General features: G+C 55.1%; 15 protein-coding genes. 9 read left to right on the top strand and 6 right to left on the bottom strand.

Annotated elements, in window-relative coordinates:
- Positions 1-109: 109 nt before the first annotated feature.
- Entirely contained in the window at positions 110-3,016 is a 2,907-nt protein-coding gene (gene rapA, locus SK53_RS16230; protein ID WP_003856411.1) for an RNA polymerase-associated protein RapA, read from the top strand.
- Positions 3,017-3,028: 12 nt separating this feature from the next.
- Positions 3,029-3,688 carry a bifunctional tRNA pseudouridine(32) synthase/23S rRNA pseudouridine(746) synthase RluA gene (gene rluA / locus SK53_RS16225; protein WP_003856412.1) on the top strand — a complete coding sequence of 220 codons (660 nt, stop codon included), beginning with the start codon at positions 3,029-3,031 and terminating at the stop codon, positions 3,686-3,688.
- Positions 3,689-3,718: 30 nt separating this feature from the next.
- On the opposite strand, the gene djlA is transcribed toward rluA, so the two are convergent.
- Positions 3,719-4,534 (bottom strand): co-chaperone DjlA, encoded by an 816-nt coding sequence (djlA, locus tag SK53_RS16220; protein WP_023315375.1) that lies wholly within the window; start codon positions 4,532-4,534, stop codon positions 3,719-3,721.
- A gap of 239 nt (positions 4,535-4,773) precedes the next feature.
- Here djlA and lptD point away from each other — a divergent pair, with 239 nt between their 5' ends.
- The 6 genes from lptD to apaH are packed head-to-tail and all read left to right on the top strand — an operon-like array spanning position 4,774 to position 11,503.
- Positions 4,774-7,125, top strand: coding sequence for an LPS assembly protein LptD (gene lptD / locus SK53_RS16215; protein ID WP_048209784.1), 2,352 nt, complete (start codon positions 4,774-4,776; stop codon positions 7,123-7,125).
- 53 nt (positions 7,126-7,178) lie between these two features.
- Positions 7,179-8,465 carry a peptidylprolyl isomerase SurA gene (gene surA / locus SK53_RS16210; protein WP_003856417.1) on the top strand — a complete coding sequence of 429 codons (1,287 nt, stop codon included), beginning with the start codon at positions 7,179-7,181 and terminating at the stop codon, positions 8,463-8,465.
- Complete coding sequence (pdxA, locus tag SK53_RS16205) at positions 8,465-9,451, top strand: 4-hydroxythreonine-4-phosphate dehydrogenase PdxA (RefSeq protein ID WP_003856419.1); 987 nt, start codon at positions 8,465-8,467, stop codon at positions 9,449-9,451. The genes surA and pdxA overlap by 1 nt, the downstream gene beginning before the upstream one ends.
- Positions 9,448-10,269 (top strand): 16S rRNA (adenine(1518)-N(6)/adenine(1519)-N(6))-dimethyltransferase RsmA, encoded by an 822-nt coding sequence (gene rsmA / locus SK53_RS16200; protein ID WP_003856423.1) that lies wholly within the window; start codon positions 9,448-9,450, stop codon positions 10,267-10,269. Before pdxA ends, rsmA begins: the two co-directional genes overlap by 4 nt.
- A 3-nt stretch (positions 10,270-10,272) precedes the next feature.
- Complete coding sequence (gene apaG, locus SK53_RS16195) at positions 10,273-10,650, top strand: Co2+/Mg2+ efflux protein ApaG (RefSeq protein ID WP_003856425.1); 378 nt, start codon at positions 10,273-10,275, stop codon at positions 10,648-10,650.
- Between the two features lie 4 nt (positions 10,651-10,654).
- Positions 10,655-11,503 (top strand): bis(5'-nucleosyl)-tetraphosphatase (symmetrical) ApaH, encoded by an 849-nt coding sequence (gene apaH / locus SK53_RS16190; protein WP_023324139.1) that lies wholly within the window; start codon positions 10,655-10,657, stop codon positions 11,501-11,503.
- A gap of 39 nt (positions 11,504-11,542) precedes the next feature.
- Here the strand turns inward: apaH and folA are convergent, their stop codons facing one another.
- The 3 genes from folA to kefF all read right to left on the bottom strand — a co-directional run bounded on the left by folA (position 11,543) and on the right by kefF (position 14,525).
- Complete coding sequence (gene folA / locus SK53_RS16185; RefSeq protein ID WP_003856431.1) at positions 11,543-12,022, bottom strand: type 3 dihydrofolate reductase; 480 nt, start codon at positions 12,020-12,022, stop codon at positions 11,543-11,545.
- A 114-nt stretch (positions 12,023-12,136) separates the two neighbouring features.
- Complete coding sequence (gene kefC, locus SK53_RS16180) at positions 12,137-14,002, bottom strand: glutathione-regulated potassium-efflux system protein KefC (protein ID WP_048209783.1); 1,866 nt, start codon at positions 14,000-14,002, stop codon at positions 12,137-12,139.
- Positions 13,995-14,525: a glutathione-regulated potassium-efflux system oxidoreductase KefF gene (gene kefF / locus SK53_RS16175; protein WP_003856435.1), complete on the bottom strand. Its 531-nt coding sequence runs from the start codon at positions 14,523-14,525 to the stop codon at positions 13,995-13,997. The genes kefC and kefF overlap by 8 nt, the downstream gene beginning before the upstream one ends.
- 374 nt (positions 14,526-14,899) lie before the next feature.
- Between kefF and SK53_RS16170 the strand changes: the two genes are divergently transcribed.
- Entirely contained in the window at positions 14,900-17,893 is a 2,994-nt protein-coding gene (locus tag SK53_RS16170; protein WP_082137263.1) for an autotransporter family protein, read from the top strand.
- Between the two features lie 48 nt (positions 17,894-17,941).
- Here the strand turns inward: SK53_RS16170 and SK53_RS16165 are convergent, their stop codons facing one another.
- Both SK53_RS16165 and carB read right to left on the bottom strand, forming a co-directional pair.
- Complete coding sequence (locus SK53_RS16165; protein ID WP_003856439.1) at positions 17,942-18,175, bottom strand: YgdI/YgdR family lipoprotein; 234 nt, start codon at positions 18,173-18,175, stop codon at positions 17,942-17,944.
- Positions 18,176-18,315: 140 nt separating this feature from the next.
- Positions 18,316-21,540 (bottom strand): carbamoyl-phosphate synthase large subunit, encoded by a 3,225-nt coding sequence (gene carB / locus SK53_RS16160; protein WP_023315370.1) that lies wholly within the window; start codon positions 21,538-21,540, stop codon positions 18,316-18,318.
- Position 21,541 lies beyond the last annotated feature (1 nt).

The raw sequence follows: 21,541 nt of genomic DNA, 5'->3' as shown, positions 1-21,541 counted from the left end.
CCATCCAGTACCATAGCGCCCTTTCCATTCCCGGACCCATTTTTCGATGACCGTCTTTTTTGACGGGGTCGAACTATTGCCTGCAATTAAAGATTAGAGCCGAACAACTATGCCTTTTACACTTGGTCAACGCTGGATCAGCGATACAGAAAGCGAACTTGGATTAGGAACCGTCGTTGCCGTCGATGCGCGCATGGTTACCCTCCTTTTCCCTGCTACCGGTGAAAACCGCCTGTACGCTCGCAATGACTCCCCTGTTACCCGCGTAATGTTCAATCCGGGCGACACCGTGACCAGCCACGAAGGCTGGCAGCTGAAGGTTGAAGACGTAAAAGAAGAGAATGGACTGCTCGCCTACATCGGTACGCGTCTTGATACCGACGAGACGAATGTTATCCTGCGTGAAGTGCTGCTCGACAGCAAACTGGTTTTCAGCAAGCCGCAGGACCGTCTGTTTGCCGGGCAAATCGACCGAATGGATCGCTTCTCTCTGCGCTACCGCGCGCGTAAGTTCCAGAGTGAACAGTACCGCATGCCGTGGAGCGGCCTGCGCGGTCAGCGTACCAGCCTTATTCCCCATCAGCTGAATATCGCCCATGACGTGGGCCGTCGCCATGCGCCTCGCGTGCTGCTGGCTGACGAAGTGGGCCTGGGTAAAACCATCGAAGCAGGCATGATCCTGCACCAGCAGCTGCTCTCTGGCGCTGCCGAGCGCGTGCTGATTGTGGTGCCGGAAACGCTGCAACACCAGTGGCTGGTCGAGATGCTGCGCCGCTTTAACCTGCGCTTCTCCCTGTTCGACGACGAGCGCTATGCCGAAGCCCAGCACGACGCGGACAACCCGTTTGAAACCGAACAGTTGGTCATTTGTTCCCTGGACTTCGTGCGCCGCAGCAAGCAACGCCTGGAGCATCTGTGCGACGCTGAATGGGATCTGATGGTCGTCGACGAAGCACACCACCTCGTCTGGAGCGAGGACGCGCCAAGCCGCGAATACATGGCGATTGAGCAGCTTGCCGAGCGCGTACCAGGCGTTCTGCTTCTGACCGCCACCCCGGAGCAGCTGGGTCTTGAGAGCCACTTCGCCCGTCTGCGCCTGCTCGATCCGAACCGTTTCCACGATTTTGAGCAGTTTGTTGAAGAGCAGAAAAACTATCGTCCGGTGGCGGACGCCGTCGCGCTGCTGCTGGCCGGTAATCGTCTCTCTAATGATGAACTTAACACCCTCAGCGATCTTATCGGCGAGCAGGATATTGAGCCGCTGCTTCAGGCCGCGAACAGCGACAGCGATAATGCGGGATCTGCGCGTAAAGAGCTGATCGACATGCTGATGGACCGCCACGGCACCAGCCGCGTGCTGTTCCGTAACACCCGTAACGGTGTAAAAGGCTTCCCGAAACGCGAACTGCACACCATCAAATTGCCGCTGCCGACCCAGTACCAGACGGCGATCAAAGTCTCCGGCATTATGGGCACCCGTAAATCTGCGGAAGATCGCGCGCGCGACATGCTCTATCCGGAGCAGATTTATCAGGAATTTGAAGGCGACACTGGCACCTGGTGGAACTTCGATCCGCGCGTGGAGTGGTTGATGGGTTATCTGACCGCGCACCGTTCCCGGAAGGTGCTGGTGATCTGCGCCAAGGCAGCCACCGCCCTGCAACTTGAACAAGTGCTGCGCGAGCGCGAAGGTATTCGCGCCGCCGTGTTCCATGAAGGCATGTCTATTATCGAGCGCGACCGCGCTGCGGCGTGGTTTAGTGAAGAGGACAGCGGCGCGCAGGTTCTGCTGTGCTCCGAAATCGGTTCTGAAGGCCGTAACTTCCAGTTCGCCAGCAATCTGGTGATGTTCGATCTGCCGTTTAACCCAGATCTGCTTGAGCAGCGTATCGGCCGTCTGGATCGTATCGGTCAGGCGCACGATATCCAGATCCACGTTCCGTATCTGGAGAAAACCGCCCAGTCCGTTCTGGTTCGCTGGTACCACGAAGGCCTGGATGCGTTTGAACATACCTGCCCGACCGGCCGCACCATTTACGATCAGGTGCATGCAGACCTGATCGGTTACCTTGCGGCGCCGGAAAACACCGAGGGCTTTGATGAGCTGATCAAATCCTGTCGAGAGAAGCACGACGCGCTGAAAGCCCAGCTGGAGCAGGGGCGCGATCGCCTGCTGGAGATCCACTCCAACGGCGGTGAAAAAGCGCAGCAGCTGGCCGAAAGTATTGAAGAACAGGACGATGACACCAGCCTGATTAGCTTCTCCATGAACCTGTTCGACATCGTCGGCATTAACCAGGACGATCGCGGCGAGAACATGATCGTGCTGACCCCGTCCGATCATATGCTGGTGCCGGATTTCCCGGGCCTGCCGGAAGACGGCTGCACCATCACCTTTGAGCGTGATGTGGCGCTGTCCCGCGAAGACGCACAGTTCATCACCTGGGAGCACCCGCTGATCCGCAATGGCCTGGATCTGATCCTCTCAGGCGATACCGGCAGCAGCACCATCTCCCTGTTGAAGAACAAAGCCTTACCTGTGGGCACGCTGCTGGTGGAGCTGATCTACGTTGTGGAAGCGCAGGCGCCGAAACAGCTTCAGCTTAACCGCTTCCTGCCGCCAACCCCGGTGCGTCTGCTGCTGGATAAAAACGGTACGAACCTGGCCGGTCAGGTGGAGTTTGAAAGCTTCAACCGTCAGCTGAGCGCGGTGAACCGCCATACCGGCAGCAAGCTGGTGAATGCGGTGCAGCAGGACGTGCATGCCATTCTGCAACTGGGTGAAGCCCAGGCCGAAAAAGCGGCCAGAGAACTGATCGATGCGGCGCGTAGCGAAGCCGATGAGAAGCTTTCTGCCGAGCTGTCGCGCCTGGAAGCGTTGAAAGCGGTGAACCCGAACATTCGTGACGATGAGCTGGCCGCTATTGAGAGCAATCGCCAGCAGGTGCTGGAAAGCCTGAATCAGGCGGGGTGGCGTCTCGACGCCCTGCGTCTTATCGTTGTGACGCATCAGTAAGCGGAGCGCAAGATGGTAATGGAGCCCTACAATCCCCCGATGGATCCGTGGCTGGTCATTCTGTATCAGGATGAGCACATTATGGTGGTTAACAAGCCGAGCGGCTTGTTATCCGTGCCGGGGCGTCTGGAAGAGCATAAAGACAGCGTGATGACGCGTATCCAGCGTGATTATCCTCAGGCCGAGTCTGTCCATCGTCTGGATATGGCGACCAGCGGCGTGATTGTGGTGGCTCTGAATAAAGCGGCAGAACGCGAGCTGAAGCGTCAGTTCCGCGAGCGCGAGCCGAAGAAGCAGTATGTCGCGCGCGTCTGGGGTCATCCGGCGCAGGCGGAAGGGCTGGTGGATTTACCGCTGATTTGCGACTGGCCGAACCGGCCAAAGCAGAAGGTGTGTTATGAAACCGGCAAGGCCGCGCAAACCGAGTATGAAGTGCTGGAGTACGCGCCGGATAACACCGCGCGCGTCCTGCTAAAGCCGATTACCGGGCGCTCCCATCAGCTGCGTGTGCATATGCTTGCGATGGGTCACCCGATTCTGGGGGACAGATTCTATGCGCCGCCAGAAGCGCTGGCCTTAGCGCCGCGCCTGCAACTGCATGCGCAGACGCTCACCATTACCCACCCTGCTTTCGGCAACGCCATGACGTTCAAAGCCCCGGTGGACTTCTGAAAAAATGGCCCGACAGTGTCGGGCCATTTTTTATTTAAAACCTTTCTGCTCTTTAATCAGCTCGTAGGCTTTCTGAATTTCCTGCGCTTTTTGCTTCGCCATCTCCATCATCTCTGGCGGCAGGCCTTTCGCCACCAGCTTATCCGGATGGTGCTCGCTCATCAGCTTACGATAGGCGCGTTTGATGGTCGTGACATCGTCAGACGGCTTCACGCCGAGGACGTTGCAGGCATCTTCAAGCGTAGGGCCACGCTGCGCCTGCTGCCAGCCGCCGGAGGAGTGCTGTTGCTGATAACCACCGCCAAACTGCGCGCCGCCCTGCATCATACGCAGGAACTGGTCGAACTGCATGCGGGAAATGCCCAGCTCTTCGGCAATCACATATAAAACGTCCCGTTCATTCGGATGCAGAGAACCATCCGCGAAGGCGGCCTGGATTTGAATTTCCAGAAACATCCGAATTAAATCAAAACGCCCGAAACAGATGCTACGGAACTGCCGCATTTTTTCACGCAGCGGGTAGTTATCTGATTTACCAATCCGGAACGCATTCTGCGCCGCGATACGGGATTCGCCGTGCAGATTCATGCGATCCATAAAGACGCTGGCCACCTGAATATCGGCTTCCGTTACGCGCCCTTTTGATTTGGTTAAGTGCCCCATCACCTCGAAGGTGGTGGAGAAGAAGAGTGACTGGCGCTCGCGCTGGTTGGCAAACCAGGCCATTTTGCGGCTGCGTGCTTTATCAAACATATGGCCGATAATGAGGCCAAGAACGACACCCCAGAATCCGGCACCCATAATAATTGCGAACGCAACGCCGATTATTTTACCCCAATACTGCATATACTCCCCGAATGGTCATGTTCCTGGCCGACGCAACGCCATCATTACAGTGGTCGCGCCACGGTCAATTGAGGGACATCGCCTATAATTTGCATTATCATACTCGTCATTCGATAGCGAGCCTAACACTCTGGCGCGCAAACGGGCAGGATTAACGCTGGTACTGCGCTGATGAGTAAGATAGTCTCTGAGCGTTTGTAAGCCGTAGCCACTGATGACGGAACAATAAAATACAACGTATGAAAAAACGTATCCCCACCCTTCTGGCCACAATGATTGGCACCGCCCTGTATAGCCAACAGGGGCTCGCAGCCGATCTCGCCTCGCAGTGTATGCTTGGCGTCCCAAGTTACAATCGCCCACTGGTGAAAGGCGATACGAATGACTTACCCGTCACCATTAATGCCGACAGCGCAAAAGGTAATTATCCTGACAATGCAACCTTTACGGGCAATGTCGATATTAACCAGGGCAACAGTCGCCTGCTTGCTGACGAAGTGCAATTGCACCAGAAGCAACCGGAAGGTGCTCAGGCGCCTGTCCGTACGGTGGATGCGCTGGGTAATGTGCACTATGACGACAATCAGGTCATCCTGAAAGGTCCGAAAGCCTGGTCGAATCTGAATACCAAAGACACCAACGTCTGGGAAGGTGATTACCAGCTGGTCGGTCGTCAGGGGCGCGGTACCGCGGACCTGATGAAGCAGCGCGGCGAAAACCGCTACACCATTCTCGAAAACGGCACGTTTACCTCCTGTTTGCCAGGGTCAAATACCTGGAGCGTTGTGGGCAGTGAAGTGATCCACGACCGTGAAGAACAGGTTGCAGAGATCTGGAACGCTCGTTTTAAACTCGGCCCGGTGCCCATTTTCTATAGTCCTTACCTGCAACTGCCCGTGGGTGACAAACGTCGTTCAGGTTTCCTGATCCCGAACGCCAAGTACAGCACATCGAACTACTTTGAGTTCTACCTGCCGTACTACTGGAACATTGCGCCCAACATGGACGCCACGATCACGCCGCACTATATCCATAAGCGCGGCAACATCATGTGGGAGAACGAATTCCGCTATCTGACCAAGGCGGGCGCGGGTCTGATGGAATTTGATTATCTGCCATCAGATAAGGTCTTCCAGGACGAGCATCCGAGCGAAGGTGATAAGCACCGCTGGATGTACTACTGGAAGCACGCCGGGGTATTGGATCAGGTGTGGCGCTTCAACATCGACTACACCAAAGTCAGCGATCCGTATTACTTCAACGACTTTGATTCTAAATACGGCTCCAGTACCGACGGTTACGCCACGCAGAAATTCAGCGTGGGCTACGCCATTGAGAACTTTGACGCGACGGTGTCGACCAAACAGTTCCAGGTGTTTGATACGCAATCGCGTAGTACCTATGGTGCCGAGCCGCAGCTGGACGTGAACTGGTATCAGAACGATGTGGGTCCTTTCGACACGCGCGTTTACGCTCAGGCGGTCCATTTCGTCAACACCAACTCGGATATGCCGGAATCAACGCGTCTGCATATCGAGCCGACGATCAACCTGCCGTGGTCAAACGACTGGGCGAGTCTGAATACCGAAGCCAAAGTGATGGCCACCCACTACCAACAGAAGAATCTGGACTGGTATAACAAACGTTATGGCACCGATCTTGAAGAATCGGTAAACCGTACGCTTCCGCAATTCAAAATGGACGGGAAGCTGATTTTCGAACGTGATATGGCTCTTCTCGCGGATGGATACACCCAGACGCTTGAGCCACGTATGCAGTATCTTTATGTGCCTTATCGCGATCAGAGCAAAATTCAAAACTATGACTCGTCCTTCCTGCAATCAGACTACAGCGGCCTGTTCCGTGACCGTACCTACGGCGGCCTTGACCGTATTGCGTCTGCTAACCAGTTAACGACCGGCGTCACAACGCGCGTATATGATGATGCTGCCGTTGAACGTTTTAACGTTTCTGTTGGTCAAATCTACTATTTCACCGAGTCTCGCACCGGTGATGACGACATTAACTGGGAGAAAGACAACAAAACGGGCTCACTGGTATGGGCAGGCGACACCTACTGGCGCATGACGGATCGTTGGGGTCTGCGCGGTGGTGTTCAATACGATACACGACTGGACAATATCGCGACGGGCAGCGCTGCCATCGAATATCGTCGTGATGAAGACCGCATGTTGCAGTTAACGTACCGTTACGCCAGCCCGGAGTATATCCAGGCGACACTGCCAAACTATGCGAATACAGACCAATACAAAGACGGTATTTCACAGGTGGGTACCGCCGCGAGCTGGCCGATTGCCGATCGTTGGTCAGTCGTCGGGGCCTACTACTATGACACGAATGCCCAAAAACCTGCTGACCAGATGCTGGGTCTGCAATATAACTCCTGCTGTTACGCAATACGTGTCGGTTACGAACGCAAACTTAACGGTTGGGATACGCAAAACAGTCAGGGCAAATACGATAACGTGATTGGCTTTAATATCGAGTTGCGCGGCCTGAGTTCTAACTACGGTCTGGGCACGCAGCAGATGCTGCGCTCGAACATTCTGCCGTATCGTAGTTCATTGTAATATGCTTGATTTACAACGTAATCCGCTTTGCGGTTAATTGAAATGGAAAAAGTATGAAGAACTGGAAAACGCTGCTACTCGGTGTCGCTATGGTTGCGAATACCAGCTTCGCGGCCCCACAGGTTGTCGATAAAGTCGCGGCTGTGGTTAACAACGGCGTCGTGCTTGAAAGTGACGTTGACGGTTTGATGAAATCTGTAAAGCTCAACTCGGGCCAGGCAGGTCAACAACTTCCGGATGACGCTACGCTGCGCCACCAGATCCTGGAACGTTTGATCATGGATCAGATTGTCCTGCAAATGGGCCAGAAAATGGGTGTGAAGATCTCTGACGAGCAGCTCGATCAGGCGATCGCCAACATTGCAAAGCAGAACAACATTACCCCGGACCAGATGCGTAGCCGCCTCGCCTATGACGGCATCAGCTACGCCACCTACCGCAATCAGATCCGTAAAGAGATGCTGATTTCAGAAGTGCGTAATAATGAAGTCCGTCGCCGCGTCACCATCCTGCCGCAGGAAGTGGATGCCCTGGCAAAACAGGTGGGGAATCAGAATGATGCCAGCACAGAGCTTAACCTGAGCCACATCCTGATCCCACTGCCGGAAAACCCAACCTCCGATCAGGCGGCAGAGGCGGAAAGCCAGGCGCGCGCTATCGTTGAGCAGGCGCGTAATGGCGATGACTTCGGCAAGCTGGCGATCACCTATTCCGCTGACCAGCAGGCGCTGAAAGGCGGCCAGATGGGCTGGGGGCGTATTCAGGAGCTGCCATCCCTGTTTGCCCAGGCGCTGAGCACCGCGAAGAAAGGCGATATCGTCGGTCCAATCCGTTCCGGTGTGGGCTTCCACATTCTGAAAGTGAACGACCTGCGCGGCCAGAGCCAGAACATTTCGGTTACTGAAGTGCATGCGCGTCATATCCTGCTTAAGCCGTCTCCGATCATGACTGACGATCAGGCCCGTGCGAAGCTGGAACAGATCGCCGCAGACATCAAGAGCGGTAAAACCACCTTCGATAAAGCAGCAAAAGAGTTCTCTCAGGATCCTGGCTCTGCAAACCAGGGCGGTGACCTGGGTTGGGCGGCCGCTGATATTTACGATCCGGCTTTCCGCGATGCGTTAATGAAGCTGAATAAAGGCCAGATGAGCGCGCCGGTACACTCCTCCTTCGGCTGGCATCTGATCCAGCTGATGGACACGCGCAACGTGGATAAAACCGACGCGGCGCAGAAAGACCGCGCGTATCGCATGCTGTTTAACCGTAAGTTCTCTGAAGAAGCCGCAACCTGGATGCAGGAACAACGCGCCAGCGCTTACGTGAAAGTGTTGAGCAACTGATGAAACCGCATCGTGTTGTGATCACCCCCGGCGAACCCGCCGGGATTGGGCCTGACCTGGTGGTTCAGCTCGCCCAGCGCAGCTGGCCGGTAGAGTTGGTTGTCTGTGCAGATGCAACACTGTTACAAGACCGGGCAGCTTTGCTCGGTCTGCCTTTAACGCTCCTCCCTTACGTTGAAGGCCAACAGCCCGCACCGCAGCAGTCTGGTACTCTCACCCTGCTTTCTGTTCCGCTCCGTGCGCCTGTTGTCCCCGGCGAATTACACACCGAAAACGGCCACTACGTTGTCGAGACGCTGGCGCGCGCCTGTGACGGTTGCCTTCAGGGCGAATTTGCCGCCCTGATCACCGGTCCGGTGCATAAAGGCGTGATCAATGACGCGGGCATTCCGTTTACCGGGCATACCGAATTTTTCGAAGAGCGTTCGCACAGCCCGAAAGTGGTGATGATGCTGGCAACCGAAGCAATGCGCGTTGCGCTGGTGACAACGCACCTGCCGATCAAAGCCATTCCGGATGCCATTACGCCTGAACTCCTGCGTGAGATCATTGGCATTTTGCATCACGATCTGCAAACCAAATTCGGCATTCCGCAGCCGCATGTGCTGGTTTGCGGCCTGAATCCGCACGCGGGTGAAGGCGGACATATGGGCACCGAAGAGATAGACACCATCATTCCGGTGCTTGAGGAGATGCGGGCGAAGGGGATGAACCTCAGCGGGCCTCTGCCTGCCGACACCCTTTTCCAGCCCAAATACCTGGATAATGCCGACGCCGTACTCGCGATGTACCACGATCAGGGTCTGCCCGTGCTAAAATACCAGGGCTTTGGCCGCGGGGTGAATATCACCCTCGGTTTACCCTTTATTCGAACGTCCGTTGACCACGGTACTGCGCTGGATCTGGCAGGCCAGGGAAAAGCGGATGTCGGCAGTTTTATTACGGCGCTTAATCTCGCCATCAAAATGATTGTTAATACTCAATGACTAATCGAGTCCATCAGGGCCACTTAGCCCGTAAACGCTTCGGGCAAAACTTCCTCAACGATCAGTTTGTGATCGACAGTATCGTTTCTGCCATTAATCCGCAGAAAGGTCAGGCCATGGTCGAAATCGGCCCGGGACTTGCCGCGCTGACCGAGCCGGTAGGCGAACGCCTCGACGAACTGACCGTTATCGAACTCGACCGCGATCTGGCCGCGCGTCTGCAAACGCACCCGTTCCTCGGGCCGAAGCTGACGATTTATCAGCAGGATGCGATGACCATGAACTTTGGCGAACTGTCAGAAAAAATGGGACAGCCGCTGCGCGTGTTCGGTAACCTGCCGTACAACATCTCCACCCCGCTGATGTTCCATCTGTTTAGCTATACTGATGCCATTGCCGACATGCACTTCATGTTGCAAAAAGAGGTCGTTAACCGTCTGGTTGCAGGGCCGAACAGTAAAGCGTATGGTCGTTTAAGCGTGATGGCGCAATATTACTGCAACGTGATCCCGGTATTAGAAGTACCGCCTTCCGCGTTCACGCCACCGCCAAAAGTAGATTCTGCGGTTGTGCGCCTGGTGCCGCACAAAACGATGCCGTACCCGGTCAAAGACCTGCGCGTGCTGAGCCGTATCACGACAGAAGCCTTTAACCAGCGCCGTAAAACGATTCGTAACAGCCTTGGCAATCTGTTTACCGTTGACGTGTTAGCTGAGTTGGGCATCGACCCGGCAATGCGTGCGGAAAATATTTCCGTAGAGCAGTACTGCAAGCTGGCTAATTACATCAGCGACAATGCGCCGCCGAAGGAGAGCTAAGCCATGATTGATTCGCCCCGCGTCTGTGTTCAGGTTCAAAGCGTCTACATTGAGTCCCAATCCACACCGGATGAAGAACGTTTTGTCTTTGCTTATACCGTAACCATTCGCAATCTGGGGCGGATGCCTGTGCAACTGCTCGGGCGCTACTGGCTTATCACCAACGGCAATGGCCGTGAAATTGAAGTCCAGGGCGAAGGTGTGGTCGGTGAACAACCCCATATCGCCCCTGGCGAAGAGTATCAGTACACCAGCGGCGCGGTAATTGAAACGCCGCTGGGTACCATGCAGGGCCATTACGAAATGGTCGATGCCGACGGTAATGCTTTCCGCATTGCTATTCCCGTATTCCGTCTCGCCGTACCTACACTTATTCATTAATCTAATGTCTACATATCTGATTGGCGACGTTCACGGTTGCTACGATGAACTGATCGCATTATTAAAACAGGTCGACTTCACCCCCGGGCAGGATACGCTCTGGCTGACGGGCGACTTAGTGGCGCGCGGTCCCGGTTCCCTGGACGTTCTCCGCTATGTCAAATCGCTGGGCGACAGCGTGCGCATGGTGCTGGGCAACCACGATCTGCATCTGCTGGCCGTATACGCCGGGATCAGCCGTAATAAGCCGAAAGATCGCATTACCCCCCTGCTGGAAGCGCCGGATGCCGATGAGTTGCTCAACTGGCTGCGTCGCCAGCCGCTGCTACAGATTGACGAAGAGAAAAAACTGGTGATGGCGCATGCCGGCATCACGCCTCAGTGGGATCTTGAGACGGCAAAAACCTGCGCGCGCGACACCGAAGCGGTGCTGGCGAGCGACTCCTACCCGTTCTTCCTCGATGCGATGTACGGCGACATGCCAAATAACTGGAGTGATGATCTCAGCGGCCTGGCGCGACTGCGTTTTATCACCAATGCCTTTACGCGCATGCGCTACTGCTTCCCGAACGGACAGCTGGATATGTATTGCAAAGATACGCCGGAAAATGCGCCTGCGCCGCTTAAGCCGTGGTTTGCCATTCCGGGCCCCGTGACAAACGAATACAGCGTGGTATTTGGGCACTGGGCATCGCTGGAAGGAAAAGGCACCCCGGAAAATATCTACGCGCTGGATACCGGATGCTGCTGGGGCGGGGATTTAACCTGCTTACGCTGGGAAGATAAAACTTACTTTGTGCAGCCATCCAACCGACAGCTGGACTTAGGCGAGGGTGAGGCAGTCGCCTCCTGAAGATGTTTATCCTCTCCCTTCGGGGAGAGGATAAAACCGTTAACGACGTTCCAGAATTTCGAAGCAGTAGCTGTGTGAGTTTTGCGCATCCGCATCGTGAAACTCACTGAATACAGACTCCCACTCGTCCGGATCGTAATCCGGGAAATGGGTATCCCCTTCCACTTCCGCATCAATGTGCGTCAGATACAGTTTCTGCGCTTTTGGCAGGAACTGCTCATACACACGCCCGCCGCCGATCACCATGATCTCTTCGGCATCGCCGCAGGCGGCAATGGCTTCATCAACGGACTTAACCCACTGAACGCGATCGTCGGTGCCCGGCTGGCTACTGATCACAATATTCTTACGACCCGGCAATGGACGACCAATCGACTCCCAGGTCAGGCGGCCCATCACTACCGGCTTGTTTAACGTAGTACGTTTAAACCATGCGAGATCGGCAGGCAGGTTCCACGGCATGGCGTTTTCCATGCCGATAACGCGGTCTACCGCCAGCGCTGCAATCAGACTGATCATTGAAAATTTCCCGGATGCAAAAAATTGCCGCCACTATACGGAAAGCTTAATCTTTCGTCGACTGGCGGCAGGGTAAAGAATTAGAAATTTTTTAATATTGCTGGCAACTCCACTTCACGCAGAGGGTTTACTCTCCGGTTCATCCTCAGGATCACCGGTATGCTTGCCCTCTTCCGTTCCTTGCCAGCCGTGGCGCTGAACCAGCGACAGGTGATTACGATCCTCGTTGATGATCTCCGTCAGCATGGTGCTGGTGCGTTTAAACACCGCAGCGCGTTCGGTTGCCGTACTGCTCGCCATCGCCACCATCTCTTCCACCATCTCATGGTTAAAACGGCGGAATAAATCGGCACGCTCACGCGCTTCATACGCGCCAAGTCCCAGGCTTTCAAGCGCCATGCGGCCAGATTTGAGCGCCCCTTCGAAGGTTTCACGTTCAGGGGATGCCACACCCGCCTGACGGAGCTGGATGTAATGATCCACATCGCGCGCACGAGAGATAATGGTCAGATGCGGAAAATGCTCTTTGACCAGCTCAACCATCTGCATACTGGTCTCTGGATCGTCGATGGCGTTAATCAGCACCTCGGCCTTCGCCGCGCCGGCGGATTCCAGCAGATCAACCCGGGTCGCATCACCGTAAAATACTTTCATATCGAATTTACGCAGCGTATCCACATGGTCAGGATCGTGATCGAGGATAACCATTTTGACTCCGCTGGAGAGCAGTAAACGGCCGGTAATCTGCCCGAAGCGGCCAAATCCGGCGATGATCACCCGCGGCTGCTCCTCGTCGATCTCATCGGCTTCTCGTTCCTGTTCGCTTCCCGTTTTTTCCAGACGCGTCAGCAACACCAGCAGGATCGGCGTTGCGGCCATCGACAGCGCAACCGCCAGCGTCAGCGCTTTTGCCCATTCCGGATCGAGTACATTTGCCATCTGCGCTGCGCCAAAGACCACGAAAGCAAACTCACTCCCCTGCCCCAGCAGCACGGCAAACCAGCGGCGCTGCGGTTTTGGCACGTTTAACGGGCGGGCGATCAGCCACAGCATCGCCATTTTAATGACCAGGAAACCTACCAGCAGAATGATGATGCGCAGCGGATGGGTCACCAGCGTCCCGAAGTCGATAGACATCCCGACGCCGATGAAAAACAGCCCCAGCAGCAATCCTTTAAACGGCTCGATATCGCTTTCCAGCGCGTGACGGTATTCGGAGCTAGCCAGTAAGACCCCCGCGAGGAAGGCGCCCATTGCCATCGACAGCCCGGCCTCTTCAAGCAGCAATCCAAAACCAAACACCAGGAATAACGCAACGGCGCTGAAGACTTCGCGCAGGCCAGAGCGAGCAACAAAGCGCAGCAGCGGACGCGTTACGTAGCGACCAAGCAGAACAACCAGCGCCAGCGCACCAACAACCTTCAGCGCTGATAAGGCAAATGCCCCCAGCGTCGTTGATGCGCCGCTGGTTGCCAGCAGCGGGATCATCGCCACCAGCGGGATGGCGGCAATATCCTGGAACAACAGTACGGAGAAGGTGCTGCGCCCCATTTGCGACACCGTCAGGTTACGCTCGTTCATAGCCTGCATGGCAATAGCCGTCGAGGAGAGCGCCAGCGTCATGCCGATCAACTCCGCGACTTTCCACTCCATCCCGAGCAGAATGCAGAACCCGCCCAACAGCAGACCGCAGGCCAGCATTTGCAGAGCACCTCCGCCAAACACCGAGGCGCGCAGTTTCCACAGCCGCTGCGGATCCAACTCCAGGCCAATCACGAACAGCATAAGCACCACGCCGATCTCCGCAAAATGCAGGATCGACTCGGCATCCGTCACCAGCCGAAAACCCCAGGGGCCAATTACACACCCGGCAATCAGATAGCCGAGCACCGAGCCCAGCCCCAGACGAACCGCCACGGGCACAATTAATGCCGCCGCGCCAAGATAAATCAGCGCCTGTATCAGCGTATGGCTATCCATTGTGCGTCTCCTGCCACTCAAGTAAGCGTTGTTTGTAGTGACGAGCCTGCGCCTGCAAGGTTTCATCGTCGCAGACAAAGGTACAGTGCATCGCAAAAGGCGGAAGCCAGTTCAGACCGCAGTAAAGGGCAGTAGCCTGGAGCGGCTGCGCCAGCACGTCAAATCCGGGGAAGGCGCCAATCTCAAAATGGCTTTCCCCCCCGCCGGTGGTAACAGCCCACATCAGGCTTTTGCCATGAAGCGCGTTGCCGTTGTGTCCGTATGCCCAACCGTGGGAGAAAACTTTGTCGATCCACAATTTCAGCAGCGGAGGGGTGCTGTACCACTGCATCGGATGCTGCCAGACGATCAAATCGGCACGAGAGAGCGCCTCCTGTTCGGCGGCGACATCGATATTAAAATCAGGATAGAGTTGATAGAGGGAACGTATCTCTACGTTTTCGAGCGTCCTTGCCTGCTCAAGCATCCGCTTATTCGCATGCGAATGCTGCGGATAGGGGTGCGCATAAATTATCAGAACCATGAATATGCCTGTCTTCTGCTTTTCTTGTAGCAATGAGTGTAGACAGTTCCCCCCCCAACTGAAAGAGGCTAACGACCGCTTCAAAGTAAATCGCAAGGATTGGCAACCTTTGTCGCCATACAAACGCGACTGACGCGAAAGAAGGAGCACCACGCTAGCGACGAATTAACCCTGCAAAATGATTATGCAGACTCATATTTTTAACGAATATTTTTAGATTATCTTAAGTCATATTTTAATAAATCAACCTGTACATAACTCATTGAAAAAATAATAATTTTATGCTTTTTTGTTTTGAGCTCAACCTTAAAGATAGTCAATATACGTTTTACACACGTTATCTGATGTTCCTTCTCACTCAAATGGATGTGTACATGAGCAAAAAATTCTTCAAATTAAATAATACAACCAAAACTCTAGGGAAGATATTTCCTGCTTTGTTGATATGCACCCCCGCGGTTGCATTTTCTGCAATCATTGATCAATCAACCTCTGTCCCTCAAGATTTTTCAGCCGATGCTGAATATGTTATTAATAAAGACGTGACGATATCCTCCGCGGGTAGTGAAGCGGCGGTGTCTGTCACTGGGTTTACTACCACTACTACCACTAATTATGGCAATATTTCTGGCACGGGAAATGGCCTGGATATTAATACTGGTGAACAGCGCATTTTAATTAATAACGACATCGGTGCAACCATTTCCTCCACCACCGCGAATGCTGTTAATATTCAGTCAATGCTCGGTGATTTTAATAACAGTGGAAATATTATCGGTGCGGAAAATGGCATGTTTGTCGGCGAAAACTCTTCCGCAGTAAACATTATCAATACCAGCAACGGAATGATAAAAGGAAAAACGGGTCTAAGTACTCGGTATGGTATTGGCATTAATAACAGTGGCGCAATTATCGGTACAAATGGTGATGCTATTACGGCAACTAATGGCAACACCAAGCTTACTAACAATGCCCTTGTGCAGGGAACCGAGAACGGTATCAATGTAAAAGATACTGCAAAATTGGATATCAAGAATAGCGGAACGATTAGTGGTAATACAGCCGCTATTATGTTTGCCAGCAATAAAAATAACACGCTGGTGCTTGATACGGGTTCCGTCCTTGTCGGTGACGTTATTTCCACCAATTCCACGGGAAACACCCTCACTCTGATCGGCACCGGTACAGAAGACAGCAATTTTGTGGGTCTGAATGAAGGGGACGGTTTTGCCAGCGTCACAATGAACGGCGAAAACTGGGCGCTGTCGGGCGATATTGACATTATTGGCTCTGGCGACTCCTTGATGATAGACAAGGGCGCGTTAACCCTGGCGGGCGAAGTATCCAACACCGGTAATACGCGGGTGGCCAAACACGCCTCGCTGCAACTGGGCGATGGCGAAAAAACTGCGACGCTCAGCGGTGGGATCACCAACAACGGTACCGTCATTTTCAATCAGGGTAGCGATTTCACTTTCGCCACCGACATGACCGGTAGCGGTAACGTCGAAAAAGTAGACTCCAACACCCTGACCCTGACGGGCAAAAATAGCTACAAAGGGGATACGGTTCTGCACGGCGGCACCACGCTGGTCTCCACCGGCGCAACGCTCGGCGTCAAGGGCAGTAACGCCACTGTTACCGTTGAAAATGGCGCGACCTTTGCCACCGCAGGCGAAGTGAACAACAACATCGCAGTTCTTAGCGGCGGTACGCTGGCGGCATGGAATGCCGTCCAGGGTAACTCCACGCTCAGCGCTTCCGACGTCGATACCATCAACGGCAACGTGACTAATGGTGGTACGCTGTTACTCAGTGCGGCTGATAATAGCGTTGGCAATAATTTTACGATTAATGGCGACTACACCGGCTCTGACGGTAGCCAGATTGTGATGAACAGCACCCTGGGTGAAGATAATTCACCAACTGACCACCTCACTATTACGGGCAGCAGCTTCGGTCAGTCCGGCGTCAGCATTACCAACATTGGCGGCGCAGGCGCGCAAACCATTAACGGTATGGAAATTGTCAGCATCGGCGGCAGTTCCGAAGCCCAACTGACGCTGGCAAAACCGGTCGTCGCAGGCGCCTGGGAATATAACCTATACCAGCACAGTGACGGCAACTGGTATCTGGAATCAAAGGCGACGCCTTCTGATGATCCTTCTGACGACACCGATGACGGTGGCAATACCGATGATGGCGGCAACACCGATAACGGCGGCAACACCGATAACGGCGGCAACACCGATAACGGCGGTAACACCGATAACGGCGGTAACACCGATAACGGCGGTAACACTGACAACGGCGGCAACACCGATAACGGCGGTAACACCGACAACGGTGGTAACACCGACAACGGCGGTAACACTGACAACGGCGGCAACACCGACAACGGCGGTAGCACTGACAACGGCGGTAACAATGCGCCGGAAGTCATGGCGCCTGAAGTGGGTGCTTACTTAGGCAACTACCTTGCCGCACAGGGCATGTTCCTGCATAAACGTGACGATCGCGACCAGATCACCTTCCGCAATGAAGACGACCTGAACACCTGGATGTACGTTAAGGGTCGCTATCACGAGAACGATGCGGGTGGCGATAAAGTCAGCTATGACACCACCACGACCGTACTGCAAGTCGGCAGCGATTTCATGAGCAAGCCAATGGATAACGGTATCCTGCGTGCTGGCGGGATGTTCGGTGCAGGCCAGGCGAAGACCCACTCTGATGCGAAGCACAACGTGCGTGACGCTCAGGGTAAGGTTGATGGTTTCAATGTTGGGCTTTACGCCACCTGGCAGGAAGATCAGAAATTACGTCTGGGCAGCTACGTTGATACCTGGGCCGCATACAGCTGGTACAACAACAAAGTCACCAGCAACCGCAACGACGAAGACTACGATAGCGAAGGTTTCGCCGCGTCTGTTGAAGTCGGCCACGCGTGGGTTATCCAGTCAGAAAATGAACGTACCTGGAAGATCGAGCCGCAGGCGCAGGTGATCTACAGCTATCTCGATCAGGAAAATCATACCGATCGCGACGGCGTACGCGTCACTACCCTGGACAACGACAGCGTCTTTGGTCGTCTCGGCGTTAAAGCAAGCTACTTCCAGCAGAAGGACGTCAAGGCCTGGCAGCCGTACGTCGCGGTTAACTGGTTGAAAGGTGCTGGTCAAAACGATCTGGCATTCAACGACGAGACCGTCAGCAACGATACGCCGGAAGATCGTGGTCAGTTAGAGCTGGGCGTAACCGGCAACCTGAACGAAACCACGACAATCTCCCTGCGAGCCAGCGGCGAATGGGGTGAAAACAGCTATGCCGCATACGGCGGTCATATTTTGTTAAACCATCGGTGGTAATCGATCATTCTGAAGCAAAAAAGCAGTGGCATGTGCCACTGCTTTTTTTTAGTTATCCAGCTCACCCATTGATTTAACCTGGTCGCGGTTAATCTGTTCAGTTTGACCGGTTTCGGCGTTTTTGTACGATACCAGACCGGTATCGTCATCCACCTGCGGTTTCCCGTCAGTAACAATCGTTTTGCCATCGGTGGTTTTTACGGCCTGATTGGACGAACAGCCCGCCACGGTGAACATTGCGGTGGCAGCCAGAACGGAAGCGATCAGTAATTTATTTTGCATGGTGTATTCCCCTGCTCTCAGTTGAATTTTCGTTATCGACCTAACTATTTTAGGCTAACTGACTGAAAGCGGATGAAAAACCAGAAGGTTCTTAAGATGGGAAAATTGCCCGGTAACCGAACGGTACCGGGCAATGGGGGTTACTTGCTAATCTGCGCGTGCATTTCCTGCACCGAAATCACCTTCTCGGTGGCATCCGCATTCAGCGCCATCGCTGTTGCGAAACCGCCGTTCAGGGTGGTGTCGTAGTGCACTTTGTATTGCAGCGCGCTGCGGCGAATCAGCTTGGAGTCTTCAATCGCCTGGCGTCCTGCGGTGGTGTTGATGATGTAGGTATATTCGCCATTCTTGATACGATCCTGAATGTGCGGACGACCTTCATGCACTTTGTTCACCAGACGCGGGTTGATACCCGCTTCACCCAACACAATCGCCGTACCGTGAGTGGCGTCCAGCTCGAAGCCCTGTTTCAGCAGCTTGGCGGCCAGGTCAACCACGCGCTCTTTATCGCCTTCGCGAACGGAGAGCAGCGCACGGCCAGATTTTCTCATGGTGGAGCTACTGCCCAGCTGCGCTTTCGCAAACGCTTCTGCGAAGGTGCGGCCCACGCCCATTACTTCCCCGGTAGAGCGCATCTCTGGCCCTAACAGCGGGTCAACGCCCGGGAATTTGTTGAACGGCAGCACCACCTCTTTCACCGAGTAGTACGGCGGGATGATTTCTTTCGTGACGCCCTGCTGAGCCAGCGTCTGGCCAGCCATCACGCGCGCCGCCACTTTCGCCAGCGGAATACCGGTCGCTTTAGAGACAAACGGTACGGTACGCGCCGCACGCGGGTTGACTTCAATCAGATAGACTTCGTTGTCTTTTACCGCGAACTGAACGTTCATCAGGCCGCGAACCTGAAGCTCGAAGGCCAGCTTCTGCACCTGCTGGCGCATCACGTCCTGAATCTCCTGGCTCAGGGTGTACGCTGGCAGAGAACAGGCGGAGTCACCCGAGTGCACGCCCGCCTGCTCGATGTGCTCCATGATGCCGCCAATCAGCACCATTTCGCCGTCGCAGATGGCATCCACGTCGACTTCAACCGCGTCGTCGAGGAAGCGGTCGAGCAGCACTGGCGCATCGTTGGAAACGCTCACCGCCGTCTGGAAGTAGCGACGCAGGTCCGCTTCGTCGTAGACGATTTCCATCGCGCGGCCGCCCAGTACGTAGGATGGACGCACCACCAGCGGGTAGCCGATCTCTTTCGCTTTCTCAACGGCCATTTCAATCGCGGTCACGGTGGCGTTCGCCGGCTGTTTCAGCTTGAGACGGTCAACCGCCTGCTGGAAACGCTCGCGGTCTTCCGCACGGTCAATCGCATCCGGGCTGGTGCCGATAACCGGTACACCTGCTGCTTCCAGCGCGCGCGCCAGCTTCAGCGGAGTCTGGCCGCCGTACTGCACGATCACGCCTTTTGGCTTCTCGATGCGCACGATTTCCAGCACGTCCTCCAGGGTAACCGGCTCGAAGTAGAGGCGGTCGGAGGTATCGTAGTCGGTCGAGACGGTTTCCGGGTTACAGTTGACCATGATGGTCTCGTAACCGTCTTCGCGCAGCGCCAGAGAGGCGTGTACGCAGCAGTAGTCAAACTCGATGCCCTGGCCGATACGGTTTGGACCGCCGCCCAGCACCATAATCTTGTCGCGGTCGACGGACGGGTTCGCTTCGCACTCGTCTTCATAGGTGGAGTACATGTACGCGGTATCGGTCGAGAACTCTGCCGCACAGGTGTCCACGCGCTTGTAAACCGGATGCAGGTCATACTGGTCGCGCAGCTTGCGGATCTCCGCTTCGCGCACGCCCGCCAGCTTAGCCAGACGCGCATCGGCGAAGCCTTTACGCTTCAGCATGCGCAGGAAGTCTGCGTCCAGGCCGTTGATGCCCAGCTCAGCCACTTTCTCTTCCAGACGCACCAGCTCTTCAATCTGTACCAGGAACCAGCGGTCGATGTTGGTCAGGTTGAACACGCCGTCGACGGACAGGCCGGCACGGAAGGCGTCGGCGATGTACCAGATGCGCTCCGCACCCGCGTCTTTCAGCTCGCGGCGGATTTTGGTCAGCGCTTCAGGGTCGTCCAGGCTCACTTTCGGGTCAAAGCCGGTCGCGCCCACTTCGAGGCCGCGCAGCGCTTTCTGCAGGGATTCCTGCTGCGTGCGGCCAATCGCCATCACTTCACCGACGGATTTCATCTGGGTGGTCAGGCGGTCGTTGGCGCCGGCAAATTTCTCGAAGTTGAAGCGTGGAATTTTAGTCACAACGTAGTCGATGGACGGCTCGAAGGACGCAGGGGTGCGGCCACCGGTGATGTCGTTCATCAGCTCGTCGAGGGTATAACCCACCGCCAGTTTCGCCGCCACTTTCGCAATCGGGAAGCCGGTCGCTTTAGAGGCCAGCGCGGAGGAACGGGACACGCGCGGGTTCATTTCGATAACAATCAGACGGCCGGTTTTCGGGTTCACCGAGAACTGCACGTTAGAACCGCCGGTTTCCACGCCGATTTCACGCAGTACCGCCATCGAGGCGTTACGCATGATTTGGTACTCTTTGTCGGTCAGCGTCTGAGCTGGCGCAACGGTGATAGAGTCGCCGGTGTGGATCCCCATCGCGTCGAAGTTTTCGATGGAGCAGACGATGATGCAGTTGTCGTTTTTATCACGCACCACTTCCATCTCGTACTCTTTCCAGCCAATCAGCGATTCATCAATCAGCAGCTCTTTGGTTGGGGAGAGATCCAGGCCGCGCTCACAAATCTCTTCAAACTCTTCGCGGTTGTAGGCAATGCCGCCGCCGGTGCCGCCCATGGTGAACGATGGACGGATGATGCACGGATAGCCCACTTCAGCCGCAACGGCCAGCGCTTCTTCCATATTGTGCGCGATACCGGAACGCGCGGTATCAAGGCCAATTTTTTTCATTGCCACGTCGAAGCGGCGACGGTCTTCTGCTTTATCAATCGCGTCGGCGGTCGCACCGATCATGGTCACGCCGAACTCTTCCAGCACGCCCTGACGCTCCAGCTCCAGCGCACAGTTCAGCGCCGTCTGGCCGCCCATGGTCGGCAGCACCGCGTCCGGACGCTCTTTCTCGATAATTTTGCGTACCACTTCCCAGTGAATCGGCTCAATGTAGGTTGCATCAGCCATTTCCGGGTCGGTCATGATGGTCGCCGGGTTAGAGTTCACCAGGATAACGCGGTAACCCTCTTCACGCAGGGCTTTACACGCCTGCGCGCCAGAGTAGTCAAATTCACAGGCCTGGCCGATAACGATCGGGCCAGCGCCAAGGATCAGGATGCTTTTTATGTCTGTACGTTTTGGCATG

Origin of the sequence: Enterobacter sp. MGH119 (assembly GCF_001037675.1) — a bacterium.
Taxonomy (GTDB): domain Bacteria; phylum Pseudomonadota; class Gammaproteobacteria; order Enterobacterales; family Enterobacteriaceae; genus Enterobacter; species Enterobacter hormaechei_C.
Note: the sequence above shows the minus strand (reverse complement) of the source record. Positions and strands in the feature narration are given on the sequence as shown.